Below are 23,146 nucleotides of genomic sequence, written 5' to 3' on the forward strand. Positions count from 1 at the left end.
GCAGGCTGATAAAAATAACAGGAGCCAGCATGGGCCAGACTCGTTTTGCCAGTGGGCGTCAATTGGATCTGATTTGCCTGGGGCGCCTTGGCGTCGACCTCTATGCGCAGCAAGTCGGGGCGCGGCTGGAGGATGTGAGCAGCTTCGCCAAATACCTCGGCGGTTCGTCCGCCAACATCGCTTTCGGCACCGCTCGGCTGGGTCTGAAGTCGGCGATGCTGAGCCGGGTAGGGGACGACCACATGGGCCGCTTCCTGGTTGAATCGCTGACCCGTGAAGGCTGCGACGTCAGCGGCATCAAGGTCGATCCGGAACGCCTGACCGCCATGGTCCTGCTGGGCCTCAAGGACCGCGAAACCTTTCCCCTGGTGTTCTACCGCGAAAATTGCGCCGACATGGCGTTGCGCGCCGAAGACATCAGCGAAGCCTTTATCGCCTCCAGCAAAGCCTTGCTGATCACCGGCACTCATTTCTCCACCGACGGCGTCTACAAGGCGAGCATCCAGGCGCTGGACTATGCCGAGAAGCACAACGTCAAACGGGTGCTGGACATCGATTATCGCCCGGTGCTCTGGGGGCTGGCCGGCAAGGCGGACGGCGAAACCCGGTTCGTCGCCGATCAGAACGTCAGCCAGCACGTGCAGAAAATCCTCTCGCGTTTCGATCTGATCGTGGGCACTGAAGAAGAGTTTTTGATCGCCGGTGGTTCCGAAGATTTGCTCACTGCATTGCAAAACGTCCGCCGCTTGAGCGCGGCGACGTTGGTGGTCAAGCTCGGCCCGCAAGGCTGCACGGTGATTCATGGGGTGATTCCGGCGCGTCTTGAAGACGGCGCGATCTATCCCGGCGTGCGCGTCGAAGTGCTGAATGTGCTGGGGGCCGGCGATGCCTTCATGTCGGGTTTCCTCAGCGGCTGGCTGGAGGACGCCAGCGACGAACGCTGCTGCCAGTTGGCCAATGCCTGCGGCGGTCTGGTGGTGTCGCGCCATGCCTGCGCCCCGGCGATGCCGACCCGTGCCGAACTCGACTATCTATTCAACAGCCCGGTGCCGATCACCCGGCCGGATCAGGACGCCGTGTTGCAGCGTCTGCATCAGGTCAGCGTGCCGCGCAAACAGTGGAAGCAACTGTTCATCTTCGCCTTCGACCATCGCGGGCAATTGGTGGAGCTGGCCCACAAGGGCGGGCGCGACCTGAACGCTATTGGCGAACTCAAACAACTCTTTATCAAAGCCGTGGAGCGGGTCGAGGCGGATCTGCGTGAACAGGGCGTCGAGGCTGATGTCGGCTTGTTGGCCGATCAACGCTTCGGTCAGGACGCGCTGAACGCCGCCACCGGTCGCGGCTGGTGGGTGGCACGGCCGGTGGAAGTGCAGGGTTCGCGGCCATTGGCGTTCGAACATGGGCGCTCGATCGGCAGCAACCTGATCGCCTGGCCGCAAGAACAGATCATCAAATGCCTGGTGCAATTCCATCCTGACGACGAGCCGCTGCTGCGTCTGGAGCAGGAAGCGCAGATCAAGGGTTTGTATCAGGCCTCGCAAGTCAGCGGTCATGAACTGCTGCTGGAAATCATTCCGCCCAAGGATCACCCGTCAACCCATCCAGACGTGCTGTATCGCGCGCTGAAACGCCTCTACAACCTGGGCATCTACCCAGCGTGGTGGAAGATCGAAGCGCAAAGTGCCGAGGAGTGGAAACAACTCGACGAGTTGATTCAACAACGCGATCCGTATTGCCGTGGCGTGGTGCTGCTGGGGCTGAATGCGCCAGCGGCGGCCTTGGCCGAAGGGTTTCAGCAAGCTAGCCAGAGCCAGACCTGCCGAGGTTTTGCCGTGGGCCGGACGATTTTCCAGGAACCGAGCCGCGCGTGGATGGCCGGTGAAATCGACGACGAAACGCTGATCCGCCAGGTGCAGGGCACGTTCGTCGAATTGATCGACGCCTGGCGCACTGCTCGGAGCTGAACAAATTGGCCGATTGATCGGGCTTTTGTGGCGAGGGAGCTTGCTCCCGCTGGACTGCGAAGCAGTCCCAAATCAACCGGCCCGGTGTATCAGGTAAACCGCATTCACAGGTTTGCGACTGCTTCGCAGTCGAGCGGGAGCAAGCTCCTCGCCACAGGTGATCGGTTGAACATTTTAAGAAAACATAAAAGGTGCAGCCATGCCCGCTATCCGAATTGGCATCAACCCGATCTCCTGGAGCAACGACGACTTGCCGTCCCTCGGTGGCGAGACGCCGTTGAGCACCGCCCTCAGCGAAGGCAAGGAAATCGGCTACGAAGGCTTCGAACTCAACGGTAAATTCCCCAAGGATGCCAAAGGCGTCGGCGACGTGCTGCGGCCCTACGACCTGGCGCTGGTCTCCGGCTGGTATTCCAGCCGTCTGGCCCGCCGTTCCGTGGCCGAGGAAATCGACGCCATCGCCAGCCATGTCGAGCTGCTGGCGAAGAACGGCGCGAAGGTGCTGGTCTATGGCGAAGTCGCCGACTCGATTCAAGGCCAGCGCATTCCCTTGGTCGAGCGCCCGCGTTCTCACACCGAGCAGGCGTGGCAGGAATACGCCGACAAACTCACCGAACTGGCACGCTTCACCCTGTCCCAGGGCGTGCGGCTGGCGTATCACCACCACATGGGCGCCTACGTCGAATCTCCTGCGGACATCGACAAACTGATGGCGCTGACTGGCAGTGAAGTCGGCCTGCTGTTCGATTCGGGCCACTGCTACATGGGCGGGGGTGAACCTTTGCAGGTGTTGCGCAAACACATCGAACGCATCTGCCACGTGCATTTCAAGGACGTGCGCAAACCGGTGGTGCAACTGGCGCGCAACAACCTGTGGAGCTTCCCGGATTGCATCATCAACGGCACGTTCACTGTGCCCGGCGATGGCGACATTGATTTCGGCGCCTTGCTCGACGTCCTGCTGGGCGCCGATTACCACGGCTGGTTGGTGGTCGAGGCCGAACAGGATCCGGCGGTGGCACCGAGTTACGTCTACGCCAAAAAAGGCTACGACACCTTACGTGCCTTGCTCAACGAGAGGACCGCGCAATGAGCCTGTTGGTCAAAAGCAATGCTCGCGGTCGGACCATGGTCGAGTTGGGGCAGGGTGAGCTGGAATACGTCGGTTTTGCCGCTTACCGCCTGAGCCTCGGCGAAATCCTGCCGGTCAGCGCCGACGACAAGGAACTGTGCCTGGTGCTGCTCAGCGGCCGGGTCAGCATCAAGGGTGAAGCGCCGGGGCAGGGTGCGTTCGATTGGGACAACATCGGCGATCGCCAATCGGTGTTCGAAGACAAATCGCCGTTCGCCGCGTACTTGCCACCGGGCAGTCAGGCGCAAGTGGTCGCGCTCAGCGATGTGCAGATTGCCGTCTGCTCTGCGCCTGGCTCCACTACGGAAGCTAAAAGCGAAAAGATCGCAGCCTTCGGCAGCTCCTACAGCCCACGGCTGATCAAGCCAGACAGCATGAAACGCAGCATGCGCGGCAAGGGCGCTAACACCCGTTACGTCTGCGACATTTTGCCAGACACCGAGCCAGCCCATTCGCTGCTAGTGGTGGAAGTGCGCACACCGTCCGGACACTCGTCGAGCTACCCGCCGCACAAGCACGACACCGACGATCTGCCGCACCAGAGCTTTCTCGAAGAAACCTATTACCACCAGATCAACCCGCCCCAAGGCTTCGTGTTCCAGCGGGTGTACACCGACGATCGCAGCATCGACCAGGCCATGGCCGTGGAAAACAGCGACCTGGTGGTCGTGCCCAAGGGCTATCACCCGGTCAGCGTGCCCTACGGCTACGAGTCGTATTACCTGAACGTGATGGCCGGCCCGAAACGCGTCTGGCAGTTCCATAACGATCCGCAGCACAGTTGGCTGCTTGATCTCTGAACTAAAAAGCCTGAATTCCCACATTCGAACGGAGAACAAGAACAATGAGCGACGCCCAGGTAATAGGCCATTACATCGACGGTCAGGTGCAAGACAGCGGCAGCGAGCGGTTCAGCAATGTCTTCAACCCGGCCACCGGCAGCGTTCAGGCGCGAGTCGGGCTGGCCAGTCAGAAGACCATTGATGAAGCTGTCGCCTCGGCTTTGAAGGCGTTCCCGGCGTGGTCCGAACAATCGTCGCTACGCCGTTCGCGGGTGATGTTCAAGTTCAAGGAACTGCTCGACCGCCATCACAACGAACTGGCGGAAATCATTAGCCGCGAACACGGCAAAGTGTTCTCGGACGCCAAGGGCGAAGTGACGCGCGGCATCGAAATCGTCGAGTACGCCTGCGGTGCGCCGAACCTGTTGAAAACCGAGTTCAGCGACAACATTGGCGGTGGCATCGACAACTGGAACCTGCGCCAGCCGTTGGGCGTTTGTGCCGGCGTAACCCCGTTCAACTTCCCGGTGATGGTGCCGCTGTGGATGATCCCGATCGCGCTGGTCACCGGTAATTGCTTCATCCTCAAACCCTCCGAGCGGGACCCGTCGGCCAGTTTGCTGATGGCGAAATTATTGACCGAAGCCGGTTTGCCGGACGGTGTGTTCAACGTGGTCCAGGGTGACAAGAGCGCGGTCGACGCCTTGCTGCAACACCCGGACATCGAGGCAATTTCCTTTGTCGGCTCGACGCCGATTGCCGAATACATCCACCAGCAAGCGACCTCGCGCGGCAAACGTGTACAGGCGCTGGGCGGGGCGAAGAACCACATGATCGTCATGCCCGATGCCGATCTGGACCAAGCGGCAGATGCATTGATCGGTGCTGCGTACGGTTCGGCCGGTGAGCGCTGCATGGCGATTTCGATTGCCGTGGCAGTCGGTGATGTTGGCGACCAACTGATTGCCAAACTGCTGCCGCGCATTGACCAACTGAAAGTCGGCAACGGCATGCAGGGCGACAGCGATATGGGGCCGCTGGTGACCGCCGAGCACAAGGCCAAGGTCGAAGGCTTTATCGGCGAAGGCGTGACCCAGGGCGCGCAGCTGATTGTCGACGGGCGCAACTTCAAGGTGCCGGGGGCCGAGAACGGTTTCTTCGTCGGCGCGACGCTGTTCGACAACGTCACGACCGAGATGAGCATCTACCAGCAAGAGATCTTCGGACCGGTGCTGGGCATCGTGCGCGTGCCGGATTTCGCCAGCGCCGTGGCACTGATCAATGCCCATGAGTTCGGCAACGGCGTGTCGTGTTTTACCAGCGACGGCGGCATTGCTCGCTCGTTTGCCCGCAACATCAAGGTCGGCATGGTCGGCATCAACGTACCGATTCCGGTACCGATGGCCTGGCACTCGTTCGGCGGTTGGAAGCGCTCGCTGTTCGGTGATCACCACGCTTACGGTGAAGAAGGCATTCGCTTCTACAGCCGCTACAAAAGTGTGATGCAGCGCTGGCCTGACAGCATCGCCAAGGGCCCTGAATTCAGCATGCCGACTGCCAAATAATCCACGTGTGCGGAGAACAACAGAAAATGAGCAAACCCCTGCGTTTCGCCCTGAACCGTATGGTTGCCCCACGTTTGTCCCTGCCCGCGTTCATCGAGTTGGCGGTGACGCTCAAGGCCGATGCCATCGAGATCCGCAACGACCTCAAGGGCGTCGAGATCGAGGACGGCACCGCACCCGAATACGTCCGTGAATTGTGCGCGGTCAAAGGCATCACCGTGCTGTCGATCAACGCGCTGTATCCGTTCGATGTCTGGAATGACGAGCGCCGCGCACACGCGCTAAAGCTTGCTGCTTATGCCCGTGATTGCGGCGCGCAGGGTTTAGTGATGTGCCCGTTGAACGACCGTGCCGATCTACGAACCGAGGCGCAGCGTGCTTCCGGGCTGCGCACAGCGTTGAGTGAACTGGCGCCGATTCTGCGTGATCACGGCATCCTCGGTTTCATCGAGCCGCTGGGGTTCGAAGAATGCTCGCTGCGGCGCAAACGCACCGCGGTCGATGCAATCAAGGCCATCGGTGGGCTGGATGTGTTCCGTCTGGTGCATGACACCTTTCACCATCACCTGGCCAGCGAACATGAGTTCTTCCCCGAGCTGACCGGGCTGGTGCACATCTCCGGCGTCGAAGATGCCGAGGCACCGCTGGCGACCATCCGCGACGGCCATCGGGTGCTGGTGGGCGAGGGCGACATCCTCGGCAACGCGGCACAGATCGAAACCTTGCTCGCTACTGGCTACAGCGGTTACCTGTCGTTCGAACCGTTCGCCGACAGCGTCCATGGCCTGGCGGATATCCAGACGGCGATTGGCGCGAGCATGGATCACCTGCAGAAATCCCTGGCCTGACCACTGTTATCGGGACTGATGGAGATCAACTGTGGGAGCGGGCTTGCTCGCGAAGACGGCGGCACATTCAACATTGAAGTCGCCTGACACACCGCTTTCGCGAGCAAGCCCGCTCCCACATTGATCGGATTTGCATTCACAAAAAGGTGCAAGCATGACCACAACAAGACTGACCATGGCCCAGGCCCTGGTGAAATTCCTCGATAACCAGTACATCGAGGTCGATGGGGTTCAGAGCAAATTCGTCGCCGGGATCTTTACCATTTTCGGCCACGGTAATGTGCTGGGTCTGGGGCAAGCCCTGGAGCAGGACAGCGGCGACCTGATCGTCCATCAGGGCCGCAACGAGCAAGGCATGGCCCACGCCGCCATCGGTTTTGCCAAGCAACACCTGCGGCGCAAGATCTACGCCTGTTCTTCATCGGTGGGCCCGGGTGCGGCGAACATGCTGACCGCTGCCGCGACGGCCACTGCCAACCGTATTCCCTTGCTGCTGTTGCCCGGCGACGTTTATGCATGCCGCCAACCGGACCCGGTGTTGCAACAGATCGAGCAGTTCCACGACCTGAGCATCAGCACCAACGATGCGTTCAAGGCCGTGAGTAAATACTGGGACCGGATCAACCGTCCCGAGCAACTGATGACCGCGGCGATCCACGCCATGCGCGTGCTCACCGACCCTGCCGAAACCGGCGCGGTGACCCTGGCCTTGCCGCAAGACGTGCAGGCCGAGGCTTACGACTATCCTGATTATTTCTTGCAAAAACGCGTGCACCGCATCGAGCGCCGCCCGGCCACCGAAGCGATGCTCGGTGATGCGCTGGCGCTGTTCAAAGGCAAGCGCAAACCGCTGATCATCTGCGGTGGTGGGGTCAAATATTCCGGCGCCAATGTAGCGTTGCAGGCGTTCGCCGAACGCTTCGACATTCCCTTCGCCGAAACCCAGGCCGGCAAGAGCGCGGTGGTGTCCAGCCATCCGCTGAACGTCGGCGGGATCGGCGAAACCGGTTGCCTGGCGGCGAATCTGTTGGCCAAGGATGCTGATTTGATCATCGGTGTTGGCACCCGTTATAGCGACTTCACCACGGCCTCGAAATCCTTGTTCAAACATCCGGAGGTGCAATTCCTCAACCTCAATATCAGCCCCTGTGACGCACTGAAACTCGACGGCATGCAGCTGCTGGCGGACGCCAAAACCGGCTTGAGCGCCCTGGCCGATGTGTTGGGCGACTATCGCTCGAGCTGGGGCGATCAACCCCGCCAGGCCAAGGTGCAGCTGGATGAGGAAGTGGATCGCATCTATCAGGTTGAGTATCAGACCGAGGATTTCGTCCCGGAAATCAACGACCACATGGACCCGGCGGTGCTGCGCGAATTCATCGAGCTGACCGGTTCCTGCCTGACCCAGAGCCGGGTACTCGGCGTGCTCAATGAAACCCTGGCCGATGACGCCGTGATCGTCGCCGCCGCTGGCAGTTTGCCCGGTGACTTGCAGCGCAGCTGGCGCAGCAAGGGCGTGAACACTTACCACGTCGAGTACGGTTATTCGTGCATGGGTTACGAGGTGAACGCCGCACTGGGCGTGAAGCTCGCCGAGCCTGAGCGTGAGGTCTACGCACTGGTGGGCGACGGCTCCTACATGATGCTGCACTCGGAACTGGCGACCTCGATCCAGGAGCGACGCAAGATCAACGTGGTACTGCTGGACAACATGACCTTCGGCTGCATCAACAACCTGCAAATGGAACACGGCATGGACAGCTTCGGTACCGAGTTCCGTTTCCGTAATCCGCAAACCGGCAAGCTCGATGGCGGTTTCGTGCCGGTGGATTTCGCCATGAGCGCGGCGGCTTACGGCTGCAAGACTTACAAAGTGAACACCGTTGAAGCGTTGCAAGCTGCGTTGGCGGATGCGCGGTTGCAGACGGTGTCGACGCTGATCGATATCAAGGTCCTGCCCAAAACCATGATTCACAAATACCTGTCGTGGTGGCGGGTCGGCGTGGCGCAAGTCTCCACCAGCGCCCGCACCGACGCGGTGGCCAAGACCCTCAACGAACGACTGGCCAAGGCCCGTCAATACTGATTGCCCTGAACGAACCCACAGGAGTGTTTATATGTCTTTGCTTTCCAATTCGTTGCGGATCGGCGTTATCGGCACCGGGGCCATCGGCCAGGATCATATCCGTCGTTGCAGCCAGACCTTGCTCAACAGCCAGGTCGTCGCGGTCACCGACATCAATTTGCAGCAAGCGGCCAAGGTCGTTTCCGATCTGAAACTGACTGCCGAGGTCTATCCCGACGGTCATGCGCTGATCAAGGCACCGGAAGTCGAAGCAATCCTCGTGACCTCCTGGGGCCCGAGCCACGAAGAGTTCGTGCTGGCGGCGATTGCCGCCGGCAAACCGGTGTTTTGCGAGAAGCCGCTGGCGGTCACCGCCGAAGGCTGCCGCAAGATCGTCGAGGCCGAAGTGGCCCACGGCAAACGACTGGTGCAGGTCGGTTTCATGCGCCCATACGATGAAGGTTATTGCGCGTTGAAAGCAGTGATCGACAGCGGCCAGATCGGCGAGCCGCTGATGCTGCATTGCGCCCACCGCAACCCGACCGTGGGTAAAAACTACAAGACCGACATGGCGATCACCGACACGCTGATCCATGAGCTGGACGTGTTGCGCTGGTTGCTCGACGACGATTATGTGTCGGTGCAAGTGGTGTTCCCGCGCAAGACCAGCAAGGCCCATGCCCATTTGAAAGACCCGCAAATCGTGCTGCTGGAAACCGCCAAGGGCACGCGCATCGATGTGGAGGTGTTCGTCAACTGCCAGTACGGCTACGACATCCAGTGCGAAGTGGTGGGGGAGACCGGCATCGCCAAACTGCCGGAACCGTCGCAAGTTCAATTGCGCAGTGGGGCGAAACTGTCCAATGCGATTCTGATGGACTGGAAGGACCGGTTCATCGCCGCGTATGACGTCGAGTTGCAGGCGTTCATCGATGGCGTGCGGGCCGGGCAGGTCGGCGGGCCGTCGGCGTGGGATGGTTTCGCGGCAGCGGTGGCGGCGGATGCCTGCATCGAAGCGCAGAACAATGGCCAGATCGTAAAAGTCGGCCTGCCAGACCGCCCCCGCTTCTACGGCTAACCCCTATCCCCCTGTAGGAGCGAGGTTTGCCCGCGAAGACGGACGTTCAGCCGACATCAATGTTGAATGTGCCGACGCTTTCGCGGGCAAGCCTCGCTCCTACGGGGACGGTGTCGATTTCTGGCTAAGGAGAACAACACTAATGCGCATCGCACTAGACCCCTACATGTACCGCAACCTGTCCCTGGGCAAGATGGTCGACAAGGTTGCCGAACTCGGTTACGAACACATCGAGCTGTCGCCCCGGGAAGATTTCCTGCCGTTTTATAAAGCCCCGCGGGTCGACAAGGCGCGGATCAAGGAATTCCGCAAAGCCCTGAGCGACACCGGGGTCAAACTCTCTTCCTTATTACCGATGTACCACTGGGCTGCTGCCGACGAAGGTTTGCGTGTGGCCGCCGTGCGTAACTGGAAGCGCGCGATCCAGATTGCCGTGGAGATGGACTGCGAACTGGTCAACACCGAGTTCACCGGCCAGTCGGACAACCCGCTGGTGTGCGAAAGCCAGTTCATGCGCTCCATGGACGAGCTGATCCCCGAGTTTGAGCGCGAAGGCGTCAAGCTCGATATCCAGGCCCACCCTTACGACTTCTGCGAGCGCAATAACGAGTCGGTCGACATCATCCGCGGTCTGGACCGGGACTGGATCAACTACCTCTACGCCGCGCCGCACACATTTTTCTATGACGACGGTGTCGGTGATATCGCCTCGATGCTCAAGTACGCCGGCTCAAAGCTGAGCCACCTGATCATCGCCGATACCTACAACCACAAGGCTTCCTCGGGCTTGCGCTACATCGTCAACCCGCCGGGCGTCACCGCCACCGTGCACCAGCATCTGGACATCGGCCAGGGCGAGGTCGACTGGGAAGCGTTTTTCGGCACCCTGCGCGAAATCAAGTTCGACGGCATCGCTACCGTCTCGGTATTCGCCTGGGAAGACCGGCCGGACGAGTCCAATCGCATGATGCTCGAATGCGTGACCCGAGAACTCTGCCAATAACCCCCGTAACCGATCGTTCCCACGCTCCGCGTGGGAATGCATCCCGTGACGCTCTGCGTCACAAAGCGGACGCAGAGCGTCCATGGCGGCATTCCCACGCAGAGCGTGGGAACGATCATAAGAGGAGTTGATTCATGCGTATCGGACTTGTCGGTTACGGCCATGGCGGCCGGTTTTTCCATGCTCCGCTGATCAGCAGTTTGCCGGCGGCGACCTTCGTGGGCGTGGTCACCCGTTCCGCCGAGCGCCGGCAACTGCTGGCAGTGGACCATCCCGGTGTGCCGGCCTTCGATAGCATCGGCCAATTGGTCGAAGCCGGGGTCGATGTGTTGGTGATCTCCACGCCGCTCAAAGGGCGCCCGGCGCTGGTGCTGGACGCCATCGAACATGAGGTAGCGGTGGTCAGCGACAAGCCGTTTGCTGCTGATGCACAACAGGCGCAAACCTTGATCACCATGGCCGAGCGCCAAGGCGTGCAACTGAGCGTCTACCAGAACCGGCGCTGGGACTCGGACTTTCTCACCGTGCGCAAACTCATCGAGTCCGGTGCGCTGGGTCAGGTCACCCGTTTCGAATCACGGATCGAGCGCTATTCGCCGCAGTCGGTGAACAATGGCAGCGGTGGCGGTTTCCTGCGCGATCTGGGCAGCCATCTGGTGGATCAGGCGCTCCTGTTGTTCGGCCCCGTTACCCGGGTTTATGCCGAACTGGATTACCTCGAAAAAGGCCAGACCTTCGACAACGGCTTCTTTATGGCCCTGACCCATGCCAATGGCGTGATCTCGCACCTGGGCGGCAGTTGCCTGCAAAACACCCCCGGCCCGCGCTTTCGCGTGACCGGCACCCAGGGCTGCTACAGCGTCGACGGTCTGGATGGGCAGGAGGCGTCTTCCCTTGCCGGGCTCACGCCGAAATCCGAAGGCGAGCGCTGGGGCGTCGAAGAGCACCGGCGTTGGGGCTGGTTCGAGCAGGGCGAGGTGCGTGAGCGGGTGCCGTCCGAGCGTGGCTGCTGGAACCAGTTCTATTTGCAGCTACAAACCGCGTTACAGAGCGGTGGCCCACTGCCGGTCGACGCCCGTGATGCACTGGCGACCACCCGCGTACTAGACGCTGCGCGGCTAAGTTTCGAGCGGCATCAAGTGGTGGCACTGAGCCCGTTCGAGAGTCATGGAATAAAATCAGAATAAAATTCTAAAATGAGTTGATATAGAAATTATTTTCCAATAAAGTCATTTCCAGGTTGCCGACTATCAACGTCCGATCACGTTCAAGCAGGCCTTGAACGGGTGAAGGACGCACCAAAAACAAGAAACAAAAGCCAGGTACCGTCGATGAAAACCTTCAACTCTGCTTTGCATGCTTTACGTTCCGCGCTGCACCTCTCTCGCGACCTGCCTCGCGTCTCGTTTCATTCCTTCTTTCGCTTGCTTTGCGTCGAACGCAACGGCGCCCTGGTCTGCTGTATTCCGGGTGCACCGATTGTCCGCTTGCCCACTCACTGAAATCGTCACGCCTTATCCATAAAACCAACAAGAATGTGGAGAAAGACTTTTCATGAAGACCAAGATCCGTTTCGCCTCGCTGGCCTTGTCCCTGATGTTCGCCAGCGGCGCCGCACTCGCTGACATGAAGATCGGCGTCAGCATGTCGCAGTTCGATGACACCTGGCTGACCTACCTGCGCGAATCCATGGACACCAAAGCCAAGTCCTATCCCGATGGCGTCAAGTTGCAGTTCGAAGACGCCCGCAGCGACGTGGTCAGGCAGTTGAGCCAGGTAGAAAGCTTCATCAGCCAGAAGGTCGACGCCATCGTGGTCAACCCGGTCGATACCGCCGCCACCAAAAAAATCACTGAAGCAGCGGTCAAGGCCGGTATTCCACTGGTGTACGTCAATCGTCGTCCCGATGACATGAACCTGCCCAAAGGCGTGGTCACTGTCGCGTCCAACGATCTGGAGGCCGGCCAGATGCAGATGCAGTACCTGGCTGACAAAATGGGCGGCAAGGGCGACATCGTGATTCTGCTCGGTGATTTGGCCAACAACTCCACTACCAACCGCACCAAGGGCGTAAAAGAGGTGCTGACCAAGTACCCGAACATCAAGATCGAGCAAGAGCAGTCCGGCATCTGGTCGCGGGACAAGGGCATGACCCTGGTCAACGACTGGCTGACCCAAGGCCGCAAATTCGACGCGGTGGTCTCTAACAACGACGAGATGGCGATTGGCGCGGCAATGGCCCTGCAACAGGCCGGCGTCGCCAAAGGCAGTGTGCTGATCGCCGGTGTCGACGGTACGCCCGACGGTTTGAACGCGGTGAAGAAGGGTTCTCTGCTGGTCTCGGTGTTCCAGGACGCCAAGGGGCAGGCGGACGGTTCGATCGACACGGCGGTGAAAATGGCCAAGAACGAACCGGTCGAGCCGGCTGTGTGGGTGCCATATCGTTTGATCACGCTGCAAAACGTCGACACCTTCAAATAGTCCGTCCGTTCGATAACAACAATAAGCACGCAAGGTTGCAACGCGACCTTGCTGATGGAGTACCTGATCATGTTCGCTTCAGCGACTGCTTCGAGCACCCCGTTAATGGGTGTCCAGCCAACTGCAACACCTGTCGATGAGCCGTACCTGCTGGAGATCATCAACGTCAGCAAGGGGTTTCCCGGTGTGGTGGCCTTGTCTAACGTACAACTGCGGGTGCGTCCCGGTTCCGTGCTGGCGCTGATGGGCGAGAACGGCGCCGGCAAATCCACCCTGATGAAAATCATTGCCGGCATCTACCAGCCGGACGCCGGCGAGTTGCGCCTGCGGGGCAAGCCGGTGGTCTTTGAAACACCACTGGCTGCGCTCCAGGCCGGGATCGCGATGATCCACCAGGAACTCAACCTGATGCCGCACATGAGCATCGCCGAGAACATCTGGATCGGCCGCGAACAGCTCAACGGTCTGCACATGATCGATCACCGCGAAATGCACCGTTGCACCGCCAAACTGCTGGAGCGTCTGCGGATCAACCTCGACCCGGAAGAGTTGGTGGGCAACCTGAGCATCGCCGAACGGCAGATGGTCGAGATCGCCAAGGCTGTGTCCTATGACTCCGACGTCCTGATCATGGATGAGCCGACCTCGGCCATCACCGATAAAGAAGTCGCGCATCTGTTCTCGATCATTGCCGACCTCAAGAGCCAGGGCAAAGGCATCATCTACATCACCCACAAAATGAACGAAGTGTTCAGCATCGCCGATGAAGTGGCGGTGTTCCGTGACGGCGCCTACATCGGCCTGCAACGGGCCGACAGCATGGACGGTGACAGCCTGATCTCGATGATGGTCGGCCGCGAGCTGAGCCAGTTGTTCCCGGTACGCGAGAAGCCGATCGGCGATCTGTTGCTGTCGGTACGCGACCTCAAGCTGGAGGGCATTTTCAAAGACGTCTCCTTCGACCTGCACGCCGGTGAGATCCTTGGCATCGCCGGGTTGATGGGCTCGGGGCGGACCAATCGTCGCCGAAGCGATTTTCGGCATCACCCCAAGCGATGGTGGCGAAATCCGCCTCGACGGGGAAGTGGTGCGCATCAGCGATCCGCACATGGCGATCGAGAAGGGCTTCGCGCTGTTGACCGAAGATCGCAAACTCAGCGGCCTGTTCCCGTGCCTGTCGGTGCTGGAGAACATGGAAATGGCCGTCTTGCCGCATTACGTCGGCAACGGTTTCATCCAGCAGAAAGCCCTGCGGGCGTTGTGTGAAGACATGTGCAAGAAGCTGCGGGTGAAAACCCCTTCGCTGGAGCAATGCATCGACACGCTGTCCGGCGGTAATCAGCAGAAGGCCTTGCTGGCGCGCTGGCTGATGACCAATCCGCGCATCCTGATTCTCGACGAGCCGACCCGGGGCATCGATGTGGGTGCCAAGGCCGAGATCTACCGGCTTATTTCCTACCTCGCCTGCGAAGGCATGGCAGTGATCATGATTTCCTCGGAGTTGCCGGAAGTGCTGGGCATGAGCGATCGGGTCATGGTCATGCACGAGGGCGACCTGATGGGCACGCTCGACCGCAGCGAAGCGACCCAGGAACGAGTGATGCAACTGGCCTCGGGCATGTCCGCGGTTCACTAATGGATGCCAGTGGTGGCCTTGGCCGCCGTCGGCGACGCAATAGAAGGGTGAGTGGTTATGAACGCGATACTGGAAAACAAGCCTGCGGTGGCACCGGTCAAGAGTCGTCGGCGCTTTCCGACCGAGTTGAGTATTTTCCTGGTGCTGATCGGCATTGGCCTGGTCTTCGAAATGTTCGGCTGGATCGTGCGGGACCAGAGCTTCCTGATGAACTCTCAGCGACTGGTGCTGATGATCCTGCAAGTGTCGATCATCGGCCTGCTGGCGATCGGGGTGACCCAGGTCATTATCACCACCGGTATCGACCTGTCTTCCGGCTCGGTGCTGGCGCTGTCGGCGATGATTGCCGCCAGCCTGGCCCAGACCTCTGACTTTGCTCGGGCGGTGTTTCCGTCCCTGACTGACTTGCCGGTGTGGATTCCAGTGATCGTCGGGCTTGGGGTGGGATTGCTGGCGGGGGCGATCAACGGCAGCATCATTGCGATCACCGGGATTCCACCGTTCATTGCCACCCTCGGCATGATGGTCTCGGCCCGCGGCCTGGCGCGCTATTACACCGAAGGTCAGCCGGTGAGCATGCTCTCGGATTCCTACACGGCCATCGGACACGGCGCGATGCCGGTGATCATCTTTCTGGTGGTGGCGGTGATCTTTCACATCGCCCTGCGCTACACCAAGTACGGCAAGTACACCTACGCCATCGGCGGCAATATGCAGGCGGCGCGTACCTCCGGGATCAACGTCAAGCGGCATTTGGTGATCGTCTACAGCATTGCCGGTTTGCTTGCAGGCCTCGCCGGAGTGGTGGCGTCGGCACGGGCCGCGACCGGGCAGGCCGGGATGGGCATGTCTTATGAACTGGATGCGATTGCCGCAGCAGTGATCGGCGGCACCAGCCTGGCCGGTGGCGTAGGGCGGATCACCGGCACCGTGATTGGCGCGTTGATCCTCGGGGTCATGGCCAGCGGCTTTACCTTTGTCGGTGTTGATGCTTATATTCAAGACATCATCAAAGGGCTGATTATTGTAGTGGCGGTGGTCATCGACCAGTACCGCAACAAGCGCAAACTCAAGCGCTGAAGCCGGACTAAACGCGAAAATGCGCCACGCCTGACCCGCGTGGCGCAGCCGTTTGTCTTCTATATACAGCCGCTCGACTGAATTTCTTGCTATAAACGCACTCCGATAAGCGGCTCAAAGCCTGCCGTAGCTCACTTTCACGGCTTTGTCGGACAGATTTGCTGTCTTTTCAGTTGCTGAGGCCTCAAGTCGGCCTTAGACTGCCGCCCCTCGTAAATTGAGTGCCGGGTGGCGCTTGGAATAAACGGCGCCTTTCCAATGACCGCTTCAGGTTCAACGGATCGCTCCCTAATTCGCCTTAATGCACGTTTTTTTATAGAGATATCAATGACAAAGGACAAGTTGCTGGCCATGCCGGCGGATGACTACATGAATGCCGAGCAACATGCTTTTTTCTCCGAGCTGTTGCAGAACATGAAAGTCGAAACCCATGAGCGCATCGAACAGAATCGCATCGCCATCGAGAGCCTGGACACCCCGGCCGATCCGGCTGACGCGGCTTCCGTCGAAGAAGAGCGTACCTGGCTGGTGAACGCGATCGATCGCGATCAGCGTATGCTGCCTCAGTTGGAACAAGCCCTGGAACGTATCAAGGAAGACAGTTTTGGCTGGTGCGACGATAGCGGCGAGGCCATCGGCCTGAAACGCCTGCTGATCAGCCCGACCACCAAGTACTGCATCGAAGCTCAAGAGCGTCACGAGCAGATCGACAAGCACCAGCGTCAGGCCTGATTCTGTGGGGCAACCAGTTAATAACTGGTTGCCCCTGAAAAGATCGCAGCCTTCGGCAGCTCCTACAGGTTTATGCGAACCTCTGTAGGAGCTGCCGAAGCCTGCGATCTTTGCTTTTCGACGTCTGTGAAAACACCCCCGCACTTCTATTGATCTGCTTCAACCCCCCACTACTAATGGACCATGGATAATGGCTTTGTAGTGGCGTTTAATGCGATCACAACAACTAGAAGACGCGTGGGGTGACGAAGATGACGAGGGACGGATCTCTGGTTGAGGCAATGCCTGCACCAGTACTTTTGCCGAAAAACCTTTGGCTGACGCCGACCCTGCAAAGCATCGCCCTGATGCTATTGCTGTGCGGCATGGCATTGGCTGGCTGGTCGCTTTACCTTGGCCTGCCATTGGCCGTGCTGATTATCTGGCTCCCGCGCCTGCGCTCGCGCACTCTCCCTGAGGCAACCGCTGCGGACAGCATCAGCGCCATCGCCGGATTGACTCGCGATCTCTCTTACACCACCAGTCATAACGCTTTGTCAGCCGCCGGCGTGGCCTATTCGGTTAAGCAACTGGCAGACAAACTGCAATCGCAACTCAATGCCGCGGCGCAGATTGTCAGCAGCGCTGAAGTGATGATCGCCACCGAGCACGCTACATCGAAACTCAGTCGGGAAGCCTTGAGCGCAGCCAGTGAAGCTCATCAGAGCAGCGCGGCCGGGCGTACGGAACTGGTCGAGTCCATTGCGCGCATGCATCAACTCAGTCAGCGCGCCAGCAGCAGCCGCGAGTTGATCGAAGCCCTGAGCCTGCGCAGCGACGATATCCAGCGAGTAACGCTGGTAATCCAGTCTATCGCCAGCCAGACCAATTTGTTGGCGCTGAACGCGGCCATCGAAGCGGCGCGGGCCGGTGAGCACGGTCGCGGTTTTGCGGTGGTGGCCGATGAGGTTCGGGGGCTGGCTGCGCGCACGGCGACGGCGACCGGTGAAGTCGGGGAGATGGTCGCCGACATTCAACAACGCACGGCGCAAGTGGTGGAACAGATTCGTCAACTGGCGAGCGATCTCAATACCGGTGTTGCGCAAGTCGAGCACACCGGACAGCACCTGGAAAACATCGCGCGCCTGGCCGCTGGCGTTGAAAGGCAGGTCGGGGAAATCGCTCAAGGCGCGGACACCAACCGCGAACAACTCGACAGTCTGTTCCACGCTATCGAACAGATGCGCAGCGATTTGGCGATCAGCGACCAGCAGACTCAGCGGCTCGCCCAGGCTGCGGTGCAAATGGAAGGGCAGGCCGAAACCATCAGCGAACGCCTCGCCGCAGTCGGGCTGGATGACTATCACCAGCGGATTTACGATCTGGCCCGCGAAGGCGCGAGTCAGATCGCGGCACGCTTCGAAGCGGATATCGATCAGGGCCGGATCAGCCTCGATGACCTGTTTGATCGCAACTACCAAACGATCCCCAACACCAGCCCGGCCAAATACCAGACCCGTTTCGACCGCTACACCGATCAGGTATTGCCGGCGATCCAGGAACCGTTGTTGCCGCGCCATGAGGGCCTGGTGTTCGCCATCGCCTGCACGCAGCAGGGTTATGTGCCGACCCATAACACCGTGTTCAGCAAACCGCTGACCGGTGATGTGCAGGTCGATACCCTGCAAAACCGCACCAAGCGCAAATTCGCCGACCGCACCGGGATCCGCTGCGGTAGCCATCAACAGGCCGTGTTGTTGCAGACTTACACCCGCGACACCGGTGAACTGATGCACGACCTGTCGGTGCCGATCATGCTCAAGGGCCGGCATTGGGGTGGTTTGCGCCTGGGTTACAAGCCGGAAAGCCCTCGCTGAAAGCTCAGTCGATTGTTTACCGGGCGCTTGGGTGTCGAAGTGCCCGACAGCCTGCATTGAACTCAGCTAGTGGATTTGGTGCATGCGCAGGTTCAAATCATCGACCACATGCGCCCAATCGGCGTCTTCACGCAGTTGTTCCTTGAGGAAGCCGGCTTGTTGCGGGGTCCAGAACTCGGCATCGATGAGTTTCTTGTCATCGGCCAAGGGGGAATGACGGGCAATGAAATCGTCGATGGCCTTCTCGCTGGAGTCCAGGCCGAGCTGGTCGAACAAGCCTTTCAAATCATGTGTGGGTGAATCCATCTTCATCTCCTTGCAGATAATCTGTCGCGCCAAGAGTTCGATAGGGGTTTAGCAGCTTTTTCCGGATTCGCCACCGATGATAGCGATGAGCTATTGCCTGTCGTTGTTCCAGCGATTACGATGCCGCGCGTTTTTGGCGTCACCAAGCCGCCATTAAAAGTGTCCGTACATGGATGTTGTCGTCCCAGACTCAGCGCCTTGCGGTGCCGATTTGACCATCCATTGCGTGATCTCTTTCAACTCGCCCCGCCCCCGATCCCGCATGAAAAGGATGTATGCAGTGAAGCGTCTTGTTTATCTGATGGCCATTGCACTTGGCCTGTCGTTGACCGGCTGTGTGTCTTTCACGCCGCTGGGTCCCATTGGCGAGCCCTTGAAGCCCGCGTCCTCCACCCTCGATCGTAGCGCCGAGATCAGTGAGGTGGTGATTTCCGCCCCCGAGCTGGACGACAAGGTGCGTGTCGCCGGCAGCCGACAACTGACCGAGCAGGTCAGCGCCTATGTCGATAAAAGCGACTACTTCAAGCGAATCGTGGTGTTCCCGGCCAAGGCTGGCGAAGACGACGTGGTGCTCAAGTTCAACCTGACCTCACTGGCAGGAAAACGTACCGTGCACCCGGCTTACATCCCCGGCGCGCTGGTAACGCTGACTATCTGGATTTGGGTCGATGGGCCGATTTACGTCGACAAATACGACCTGGCCGGCGAACTGATCATCGAAGACCGTCAGGGCAAGCAACTGGCCAGGTCGGTCGAGCAGGTCAAGCTCGACAAAAATGTCGGCTTGTGGAACGCCGACTACCTCAATCCGCGTCTAGGGGGTTCCCAGTTGCGCGATCTGATCGCCCATTTGCTGGCCAGTGCCACCCCTCAACTGCGTACTCCGTCAAAGGAACTGGCTGCACATGAATAAATATCTTCTGGTTTTGCTGATTTTGCTCAGCAGCTCCCTGACAGGCTGTATTTCCTACTCCCAGCATGAGTTGGCCCCGTTGGACCAATGGCCGCCAGCGCAGGCCAGGCAGGACAAGCCCAGTGCTTATCTGCACGTGACCACCCAGCAGCAGTTCAACGGCGAACTGTCGGGTGGCGTCGGCAATGCGGCGCTGGTGGAGCAGAAGATGCTGGAAACCTTCAAGGAGTCCGGGCAGTTCAAGAGCGTGACCACAGACAAGGTCGACTCGAGCCTGTACCTGACGAGTACTTTGACCAATAACGAGCAGGGGAATGTCGCGAGTGCCTGGCTGACGGGCTTCACGCTCTTCGTGATCCCGACAACGTTCAGCAACACCTTCACGCTGGAAACAGTGTTCAAGGATCGGGAAGGCAACGTGTTGGGCAAAATCGTCAAGCAGGAGAGCACTCGTACCTGGATGCAGGTTTTGCTGATTGTCGGCTTGCCGTTCAATGAACGTGGGGACACGGTGCTCAAGCACCTGACCCAAAGCACGCTGGATGAAGCGGTCAAGCGCAAGCTGATCTGACCGATTTTCGAGATAAAAGGCGTGCTATCTGTGCAAGGCTGGCACGCCGCAGACACTTCAGGCCGGGATGTAGGCTGTTCAGGCCTGACTCGCTGCGCTGGCGACCATGAACATCGCGCTGGCCCCCGCTAGTACCTGAGCGTCGTCGACATCCGTCTCAGGCTTTCAATGCCCCTTCATCGACGGCAAGCTTCAGGGCTTTCGCGGCTTCCTGGGCGGCGATGGTCGCGACATCCGCGGTCTTGAACCAGCGATCCTTTTCGACCTGGTGATACGTCACAGTGGTCAACGGCGGTTTGGCGCGCATGATAATGACTGCCTGGAATTCGCCTTCGACCTCTCTGGCTTCGCCCCGGATAAAAAATTCACCGATATCAAATTCCGTCACGTAGCAGTCTTCCCTTGGAAATAGTTGTTGTGTTGAATGCCGTCCGTCCTGGGGACGGGTTTCATTGGTCGGGCAGTATGGCAGTAGTTGCCTGCCGGCGGCTGAGTTAAGTCGCCGGTGTGACGAAACGTCTATGGAAGTGAATGCTGGAGGTACCTCAACTGCTTGCCTCGAGTGAGCGGGCAAGGGCGCAGGCTTCGTTATGATTGCCGCGGAAACCTCTTACACGTCCGGTGGATATTTCCCTGATGTGGAAAAAGGCGTTGCCGGCCAATATCACCCGGAAACGCGGGAGCAGACGCTCTTCAGGCAGGAAGTCCTGCTGGCGGAGCACCCTCGAATGCAGAGGTGACGAGCCGTTTGTGTGCCGTGTGTGAAGCTGGGCAAAGTGAGTCAGTGTGCACATATGAAGTCCTTTTCGTGGTTTTACCGACGTGTGTACGTTGTTATGGGTAGTCTCGGTGAGCATGGCTGCTCTAGAATCGCCATCAATGGTTGGCGATTGATGCCCATCTAAAGCAATTTTTTACTGGCGATATGTCGGAAAAGTGCTTTTTTAAAGAGATTTTTCCCTAAAGTTGGTAATCCGGTTTTCTCTGGCCGTCAGAAGGGCGTTTTCCTTCAACATCTGACGACCGCCAGGCAAGACGACGTGAGGGATGTTCCAGTAATCTTCTCAAACCTCGCGATGAATGAGCCCTCTGCTCATTCCAGGATTCGACCCGGGTCATTTGGCTACACCTCGGCATTGCCGCTTTTTTCTGCTGTGCGCGTTTCCCGCGTACGGCGTCATTTTCAGATGTGGGGATGTTTCCTTGGCAGTAAGTAATCTCGATATGCATGCTTTGTTTGTACTGGGTGATTTGCGCGCAAAGCTGGTTAAACAGTTTCAGTCACGTTTCGTCTACATCACCGAACAGAACGCCGAAGGCATTTACATTGCCGAACTCGACACTGAATCAGCGCTGGTGGTGGATGACAAACCAGGACTTAAACTCAAGGTCGGCGATCATTTCAGCGCCTCCGTACTGCCCAGTCGCGAAGGCGGCAAGCTGGACATCAAGTTCCGCGAAATCAAGCTGACGGTGTATGGGCTGGGGGATTACGCGTTCGTGACCGCCGCAGACGGCCACGGCATTGTGTTCAAGGAAGGTCATAGCGTAGTGATGGTGTTCGCGGCCCATCAACAATTGCAGGAAGGCCTGACCAAAACCCTGAAAGCCGTGACCGCCAAGGCCGCCAAGTGGCGTAAAGGTGAACTGGTGACCTTCAAGGCCAGCGAGTAATGACCCTGACCCGCGCCGATTTCCACGAACAGAACCAGGCCAGTGCCCACGCCGAGGCGCAGCGCTTGTTGGCTCAAAAGGCCGTTCTGCAGGGAGCCTGGCTGAGTTGGGTGGCGTCACAGATCTACCTGTTGCGTCCGGCGGCGTACGCCAGCATGGTCAGAAGAGAGCTTGCGCGCTTGCAGGAACCTTCCGAAAATTAATCCTCGCCCCTCGAAAGCAGGAACCTCAACTACAGTCAGATGACTGAGTATTCAGAGGCTTGCGGTCTTCTTTGTCAGGCCATCCTGCTATTGCTGTGAACAGTGCGAGGTGCATAAGCATGAAGGGATTTCGACGGTTACTGGCCGCTACCCTGGCCACGTTCGGTTTATTGGCTTCACCCGTTCCGGTGTTCGCTGCCCAGACGCCGATTCACTTCGCCGACCTGAACTGGGAAAGCGGCAGCCTGATCACCGATATCCTGCGGATCATTGTCGAGAAGGGCTATGGCTTGCCGACCGACACCTTGCCGGGGACGACGATTACCCTGGAGACCGCATTGGCCAACAATGACATTCAGGTCATTGGCGAAGAATGGGCCGGTCGCAGCCCGGTCTGGGTCAAGGCTGAGGCCGAGGGCAAAGTCGCGGCCCTGGGCGATACGGTCAAGGGTGCCACCGAGGGCTGGTGGGTGCCGGAGTATGTGATCAAGGGCGACCCGGCCAAGGGCATCAAGCCGCTGGCGCCGGATCTGCGCAGTATCAGTGATCTGCCACGCTACAAAGACGTGTTCAAAGACCCGGAAACCCCGGGCAAGGGGCGCTTTCTGAACAGCCCGATCGGCTGGACGTCGGAGGTGGTCAACAAGCAGAAGCTCAAGGCGTATGGGCTGGACGACAGCTACGTGAACTTTCGCAGTGGTTCGGGGGCGGCGCTGGACGCAGAGATCAGTTCGTCGATTCGTCGCGGCAAGCCGGTGCTGTTCTATTACTGGTCGCCGACACCATTGCTCGGTCGTTTCAAGCTGATTCAGCTGCAAGAGCCACCGTTCGACGCCGAAGCCTGGAAAACCCTGACCGACGCGGACAACCCCAATCCGAAACCGACTCGCTCGCTGCCCTCGAAGCTGTCCATCGGCGTGTCCACGCCATTTCAGAAACAATACCCGCAGATTGTCGAGTTCTTCACCAAGGTCGATTTGCCGATCGATGCGCTGAACAAGGCCCTGGCTGACATGAGCGAAAAACACACCCCGCCACGTCAAGCGGCAGAGGCGTTCATGAAGGCGCACCCTGACGTGTGGCAGGCCTGGGTGCCGAAGGATGTGGCAGACAAAGTCTCTGCCGCCCTGAAATAAACCGATTTATGTACGCCTGGGAATTCTCGGGTGTACATAAACCCCGAGCTGCCGCAGGCTGCGATCTTTTGCCCTGGCTTGAAAAAAAAGATCAAAAGATCGCAGCCTGCGGCAGCTC

At 59.2% G+C, this 23,146-nt stretch carries 21 protein-coding genes and 1 pseudogene; 19 read left to right on the plus strand and 3 right to left on the minus strand.

The genetic code is table 11. From position 1 onward, the window contains the following. Nucleotides 1-29: 29 nt before the first annotated feature. The 14 genes and pseudogenes from AB4O41_RS27950 (at nucleotide 30) to AB4O41_RS28015 (ending at nucleotide 18,225) form a co-directional block, all read left to right on the plus strand. Nucleotides 30-1,967, plus strand: a complete 1,938-nt coding sequence (locus AB4O41_RS27950; protein WP_460145515.1) for a bifunctional 5-dehydro-2-deoxygluconokinase/5-dehydro-2-deoxyphosphogluconate aldolase — start codon at nucleotides 30-32, stop codon at nucleotides 1,965-1,967. A gap of 199 nt (nucleotides 1,968-2,166) precedes the next feature. Continuing rightward, the gene (iolE, locus tag AB4O41_RS27955) at nucleotides 2,167-3,060 is read left to right on the plus strand and encodes a myo-inosose-2 dehydratase (protein WP_460145516.1); all 894 of its coding nucleotides are present in this window, start codon (nucleotides 2,167-2,169) and stop codon (nucleotides 3,058-3,060) included. Further along, complete coding sequence (gene iolB / locus AB4O41_RS27960; protein WP_460145517.1) at nucleotides 3,057-3,899, plus strand: 5-deoxy-glucuronate isomerase; 843 nt, start codon at nucleotides 3,057-3,059, stop codon at nucleotides 3,897-3,899. Before iolE ends, iolB begins: the two co-directional genes overlap by 4 nt. Nucleotides 3,900-3,943: 44 nt before the next feature. Continuing rightward, complete coding sequence (locus AB4O41_RS27965; RefSeq protein WP_460145518.1) at nucleotides 3,944-5,446, plus strand: CoA-acylating methylmalonate-semialdehyde dehydrogenase; 1,503 nt, start codon at nucleotides 3,944-3,946, stop codon at nucleotides 5,444-5,446. Nucleotides 5,447-5,472: 26 nt separating this feature from the next. Continuing rightward, a complete protein-coding gene (locus AB4O41_RS27970; protein WP_460145519.1) occupies nucleotides 5,473-6,294 on the plus strand; it encodes a TIM barrel protein in 822 nt (273 codons plus the stop codon). 154 nt (nucleotides 6,295-6,448) lie between these two features. Continuing rightward, nucleotides 6,449-8,380, plus strand: coding sequence for a 3D-(3,5/4)-trihydroxycyclohexane-1,2-dione acylhydrolase (decyclizing) (iolD, locus tag AB4O41_RS27975; RefSeq protein WP_460145520.1), 1,932 nt, complete (start codon nucleotides 6,449-6,451; stop codon nucleotides 8,378-8,380). A gap of 31 nt (nucleotides 8,381-8,411) precedes the next feature. Continuing rightward, complete coding sequence (locus tag AB4O41_RS27980) at nucleotides 8,412-9,437, plus strand: Gfo/Idh/MocA family protein (RefSeq protein ID WP_460145521.1); 1,026 nt, start codon at nucleotides 8,412-8,414, stop codon at nucleotides 9,435-9,437. A 142-nt stretch (nucleotides 9,438-9,579) separates the two neighbouring features. Further along, nucleotides 9,580-10,440 carry a sugar phosphate isomerase/epimerase family protein gene (locus tag AB4O41_RS27985; protein ID WP_460145522.1) on the plus strand — a complete coding sequence of 287 codons (861 nt, stop codon included), beginning with the start codon at nucleotides 9,580-9,582 and terminating at the stop codon, nucleotides 10,438-10,440. A gap of 134 nt (nucleotides 10,441-10,574) precedes the next feature. Beyond that, nucleotides 10,575-11,627, plus strand: a complete 1,053-nt coding sequence (locus AB4O41_RS27990; protein ID WP_460145523.1) for a Gfo/Idh/MocA family protein — start codon at nucleotides 10,575-10,577, stop codon at nucleotides 11,625-11,627. Nucleotides 11,628-11,994: 367 nt separating this feature from the next. After that, entirely contained in the window at nucleotides 11,995-12,921 is a 927-nt protein-coding gene (locus AB4O41_RS27995; protein ID WP_460145524.1) for a sugar ABC transporter substrate-binding protein, read from the plus strand. Between the two features lie 69 nt (nucleotides 12,922-12,990). Further along, nucleotides 12,991-14,557: pseudogene (locus AB4O41_RS28000) on the plus strand (sugar ABC transporter ATP-binding protein). 57 nt (nucleotides 14,558-14,614) lie between these two features. Next, a complete protein-coding gene (locus AB4O41_RS28005) occupies nucleotides 14,615-15,637 on the plus strand; it encodes an ABC transporter permease (RefSeq protein ID WP_008012126.1) in 1,023 nt (340 codons plus the stop codon). Nucleotides 15,638-15,964: 327 nt separating this feature from the next. Next, a complete protein-coding gene (locus AB4O41_RS28010; protein ID WP_007907888.1) occupies nucleotides 15,965-16,369 on the plus strand; it encodes a TraR/DksA family transcriptional regulator in 405 nt (134 codons plus the stop codon). 632 nt (nucleotides 16,370-17,001) lie between these two features. Further along, a complete protein-coding gene (locus tag AB4O41_RS28015) occupies nucleotides 17,002-18,225 on the plus strand; it encodes a methyl-accepting chemotaxis protein (protein ID WP_460148443.1) in 1,224 nt (407 codons plus the stop codon). Nucleotides 18,226-18,291: 66 nt separating this feature from the next. On the opposite strand, the gene AB4O41_RS28020 is transcribed toward AB4O41_RS28015, so the two are convergent. Next, a complete protein-coding gene (locus AB4O41_RS28020; RefSeq protein ID WP_007907886.1) occupies nucleotides 18,292-18,531 on the minus strand; it encodes a DUF2789 domain-containing protein in 240 nt (79 codons plus the stop codon). Between the two features lie 280 nt (nucleotides 18,532-18,811). Between AB4O41_RS28020 and AB4O41_RS28025 the strand changes: the two genes are divergently transcribed. Both AB4O41_RS28025 and AB4O41_RS28030 read left to right on the plus strand, forming a co-directional pair. Further along, nucleotides 18,812-19,444, plus strand: coding sequence for a hypothetical protein (locus AB4O41_RS28025; protein WP_460145525.1), 633 nt, complete (start codon nucleotides 18,812-18,814; stop codon nucleotides 19,442-19,444). After that, complete coding sequence (locus tag AB4O41_RS28030; RefSeq protein ID WP_460145526.1) at nucleotides 19,437-20,015, plus strand: hypothetical protein; 579 nt, start codon at nucleotides 19,437-19,439, stop codon at nucleotides 20,013-20,015. The genes AB4O41_RS28025 and AB4O41_RS28030 overlap by 8 nt, the downstream gene beginning before the upstream one ends. Before the next feature lie 157 nt (nucleotides 20,016-20,172). Here AB4O41_RS28030 and AB4O41_RS28035 read toward each other — a convergent pair whose 3' ends face one another. Both AB4O41_RS28035 and AB4O41_RS28040 read right to left on the minus strand, forming a co-directional pair. Beyond that, nucleotides 20,173-20,403 carry a hypothetical protein gene (locus AB4O41_RS28035; protein WP_460145527.1) on the minus strand — a complete coding sequence of 77 codons (231 nt, stop codon included), beginning with the start codon at nucleotides 20,401-20,403 and terminating at the stop codon, nucleotides 20,173-20,175. Between the two features lie 157 nt (nucleotides 20,404-20,560). Beyond that, entirely contained in the window at nucleotides 20,561-20,809 is a 249-nt protein-coding gene (locus AB4O41_RS28040) for a hypothetical protein (RefSeq protein ID WP_460148444.1), read from the minus strand. Nucleotides 20,810-21,218: 409 nt separating this feature from the next. Here AB4O41_RS28040 and AB4O41_RS28045 point away from each other — a divergent pair, with 409 nt between their 5' ends. The 3 genes from AB4O41_RS28045 (at nucleotide 21,219) to AB4O41_RS28055 (ending at nucleotide 23,028) form a co-directional block, all read left to right on the plus strand. Further along, on the plus strand, nucleotides 21,219-21,689 hold the full coding sequence (locus AB4O41_RS28045) for a hypothetical protein (RefSeq protein ID WP_460145528.1): 471 nt from the start codon (nucleotides 21,219-21,221) through the stop codon (nucleotides 21,687-21,689). Beyond that, nucleotides 21,689-21,892, plus strand: a complete 204-nt coding sequence (locus tag AB4O41_RS28050; protein WP_123360817.1) for a hypothetical protein — start codon at nucleotides 21,689-21,691, stop codon at nucleotides 21,890-21,892. The genes AB4O41_RS28045 and AB4O41_RS28050 overlap by 1 nt, the downstream gene beginning before the upstream one ends. Before the next feature lie 119 nt (nucleotides 21,893-22,011). Next, the gene (locus AB4O41_RS28055; protein ID WP_460145529.1) at nucleotides 22,012-23,028 is read left to right on the plus strand and encodes an ABC transporter substrate-binding protein; all 1,017 of its coding nucleotides are present in this window, start codon (nucleotides 22,012-22,014) and stop codon (nucleotides 23,026-23,028) included. Nucleotides 23,029-23,146 lie beyond the last annotated feature (118 nt).

The sequence above is a fragment of the Pseudomonas sp. S2_A02 genome, assembly GCF_054668495.1.

What these genes read in the sequence shown, in the direction of transcription:
- AB4O41_RS27950 (WP_460145515.1), top strand. Translation starts at nt 30, where the DNA reads ATGGGCCAGACTCGTTTTGCCAGTGGGCGTCAATTGGATCTGATTTGC.
- iolE (WP_460145516.1), top strand. Translation starts at nt 2,167, where the DNA reads ATGCCCGCTATCCGAATTGGCATCAACCCGATCTCCTGGAGCAACGAC.
- iolB (WP_460145517.1), top strand. Translation starts at nt 3,057, where the DNA reads ATGAGCCTGTTGGTCAAAAGCAATGCTCGCGGTCGGACCATGGTCGAG.
- AB4O41_RS27965 (WP_460145518.1), top strand. Translation starts at nt 3,944, where the DNA reads ATGAGCGACGCCCAGGTAATAGGCCATTACATCGACGGTCAGGTGCAA.
- AB4O41_RS27970 (WP_460145519.1), top strand. Translation starts at nt 5,473, where the DNA reads ATGAGCAAACCCCTGCGTTTCGCCCTGAACCGTATGGTTGCCCCACGT.
- iolD (WP_460145520.1), top strand. Translation starts at nt 6,449, where the DNA reads ATGACCACAACAAGACTGACCATGGCCCAGGCCCTGGTGAAATTCCTC.
- AB4O41_RS27980 (WP_460145521.1), top strand. Translation starts at nt 8,412, where the DNA reads ATGTCTTTGCTTTCCAATTCGTTGCGGATCGGCGTTATCGGCACCGGG.
- AB4O41_RS27985 (WP_460145522.1), top strand. Translation starts at nt 9,580, where the DNA reads ATGCGCATCGCACTAGACCCCTACATGTACCGCAACCTGTCCCTGGGC.
- AB4O41_RS27990 (WP_460145523.1), top strand. Translation starts at nt 10,575, where the DNA reads ATGCGTATCGGACTTGTCGGTTACGGCCATGGCGGCCGGTTTTTCCAT.
- AB4O41_RS27995 (WP_460145524.1), top strand. Translation starts at nt 11,995, where the DNA reads ATGAAGACCAAGATCCGTTTCGCCTCGCTGGCCTTGTCCCTGATGTTC.
- AB4O41_RS28005 (WP_008012126.1), top strand. Translation starts at nt 14,615, where the DNA reads ATGAACGCGATACTGGAAAACAAGCCTGCGGTGGCACCGGTCAAGAGT.
- AB4O41_RS28010 (WP_007907888.1), top strand. Translation starts at nt 15,965, where the DNA reads ATGACAAAGGACAAGTTGCTGGCCATGCCGGCGGATGACTACATGAAT.
- AB4O41_RS28015 (WP_460148443.1), top strand. Translation starts at nt 17,002, where the DNA reads ATGATCGCCACCGAGCACGCTACATCGAAACTCAGTCGGGAAGCCTTG.
- AB4O41_RS28020 (WP_007907886.1), bottom strand. Translation starts at nt 18,531, where the DNA reads ATGGATTCACCCACACATGATTTGAAAGGCTTGTTCGACCAGCTCGGC.
- AB4O41_RS28030 (WP_460145526.1), top strand. Translation starts at nt 19,437, where the DNA reads ATGAATAAATATCTTCTGGTTTTGCTGATTTTGCTCAGCAGCTCCCTG.
- AB4O41_RS28040 (WP_460148444.1), bottom strand. Translation starts at nt 20,809, where the DNA reads ATGTGCACACTGACTCACTTTGCCCAGCTTCACACACGGCACACAAAC.
- AB4O41_RS28050 (WP_123360817.1), top strand. Translation starts at nt 21,689, where the DNA reads ATGACCCTGACCCGCGCCGATTTCCACGAACAGAACCAGGCCAGTGCC.
- AB4O41_RS28055 (WP_460145529.1), top strand. Translation starts at nt 22,012, where the DNA reads ATGAAGGGATTTCGACGGTTACTGGCCGCTACCCTGGCCACGTTCGGT.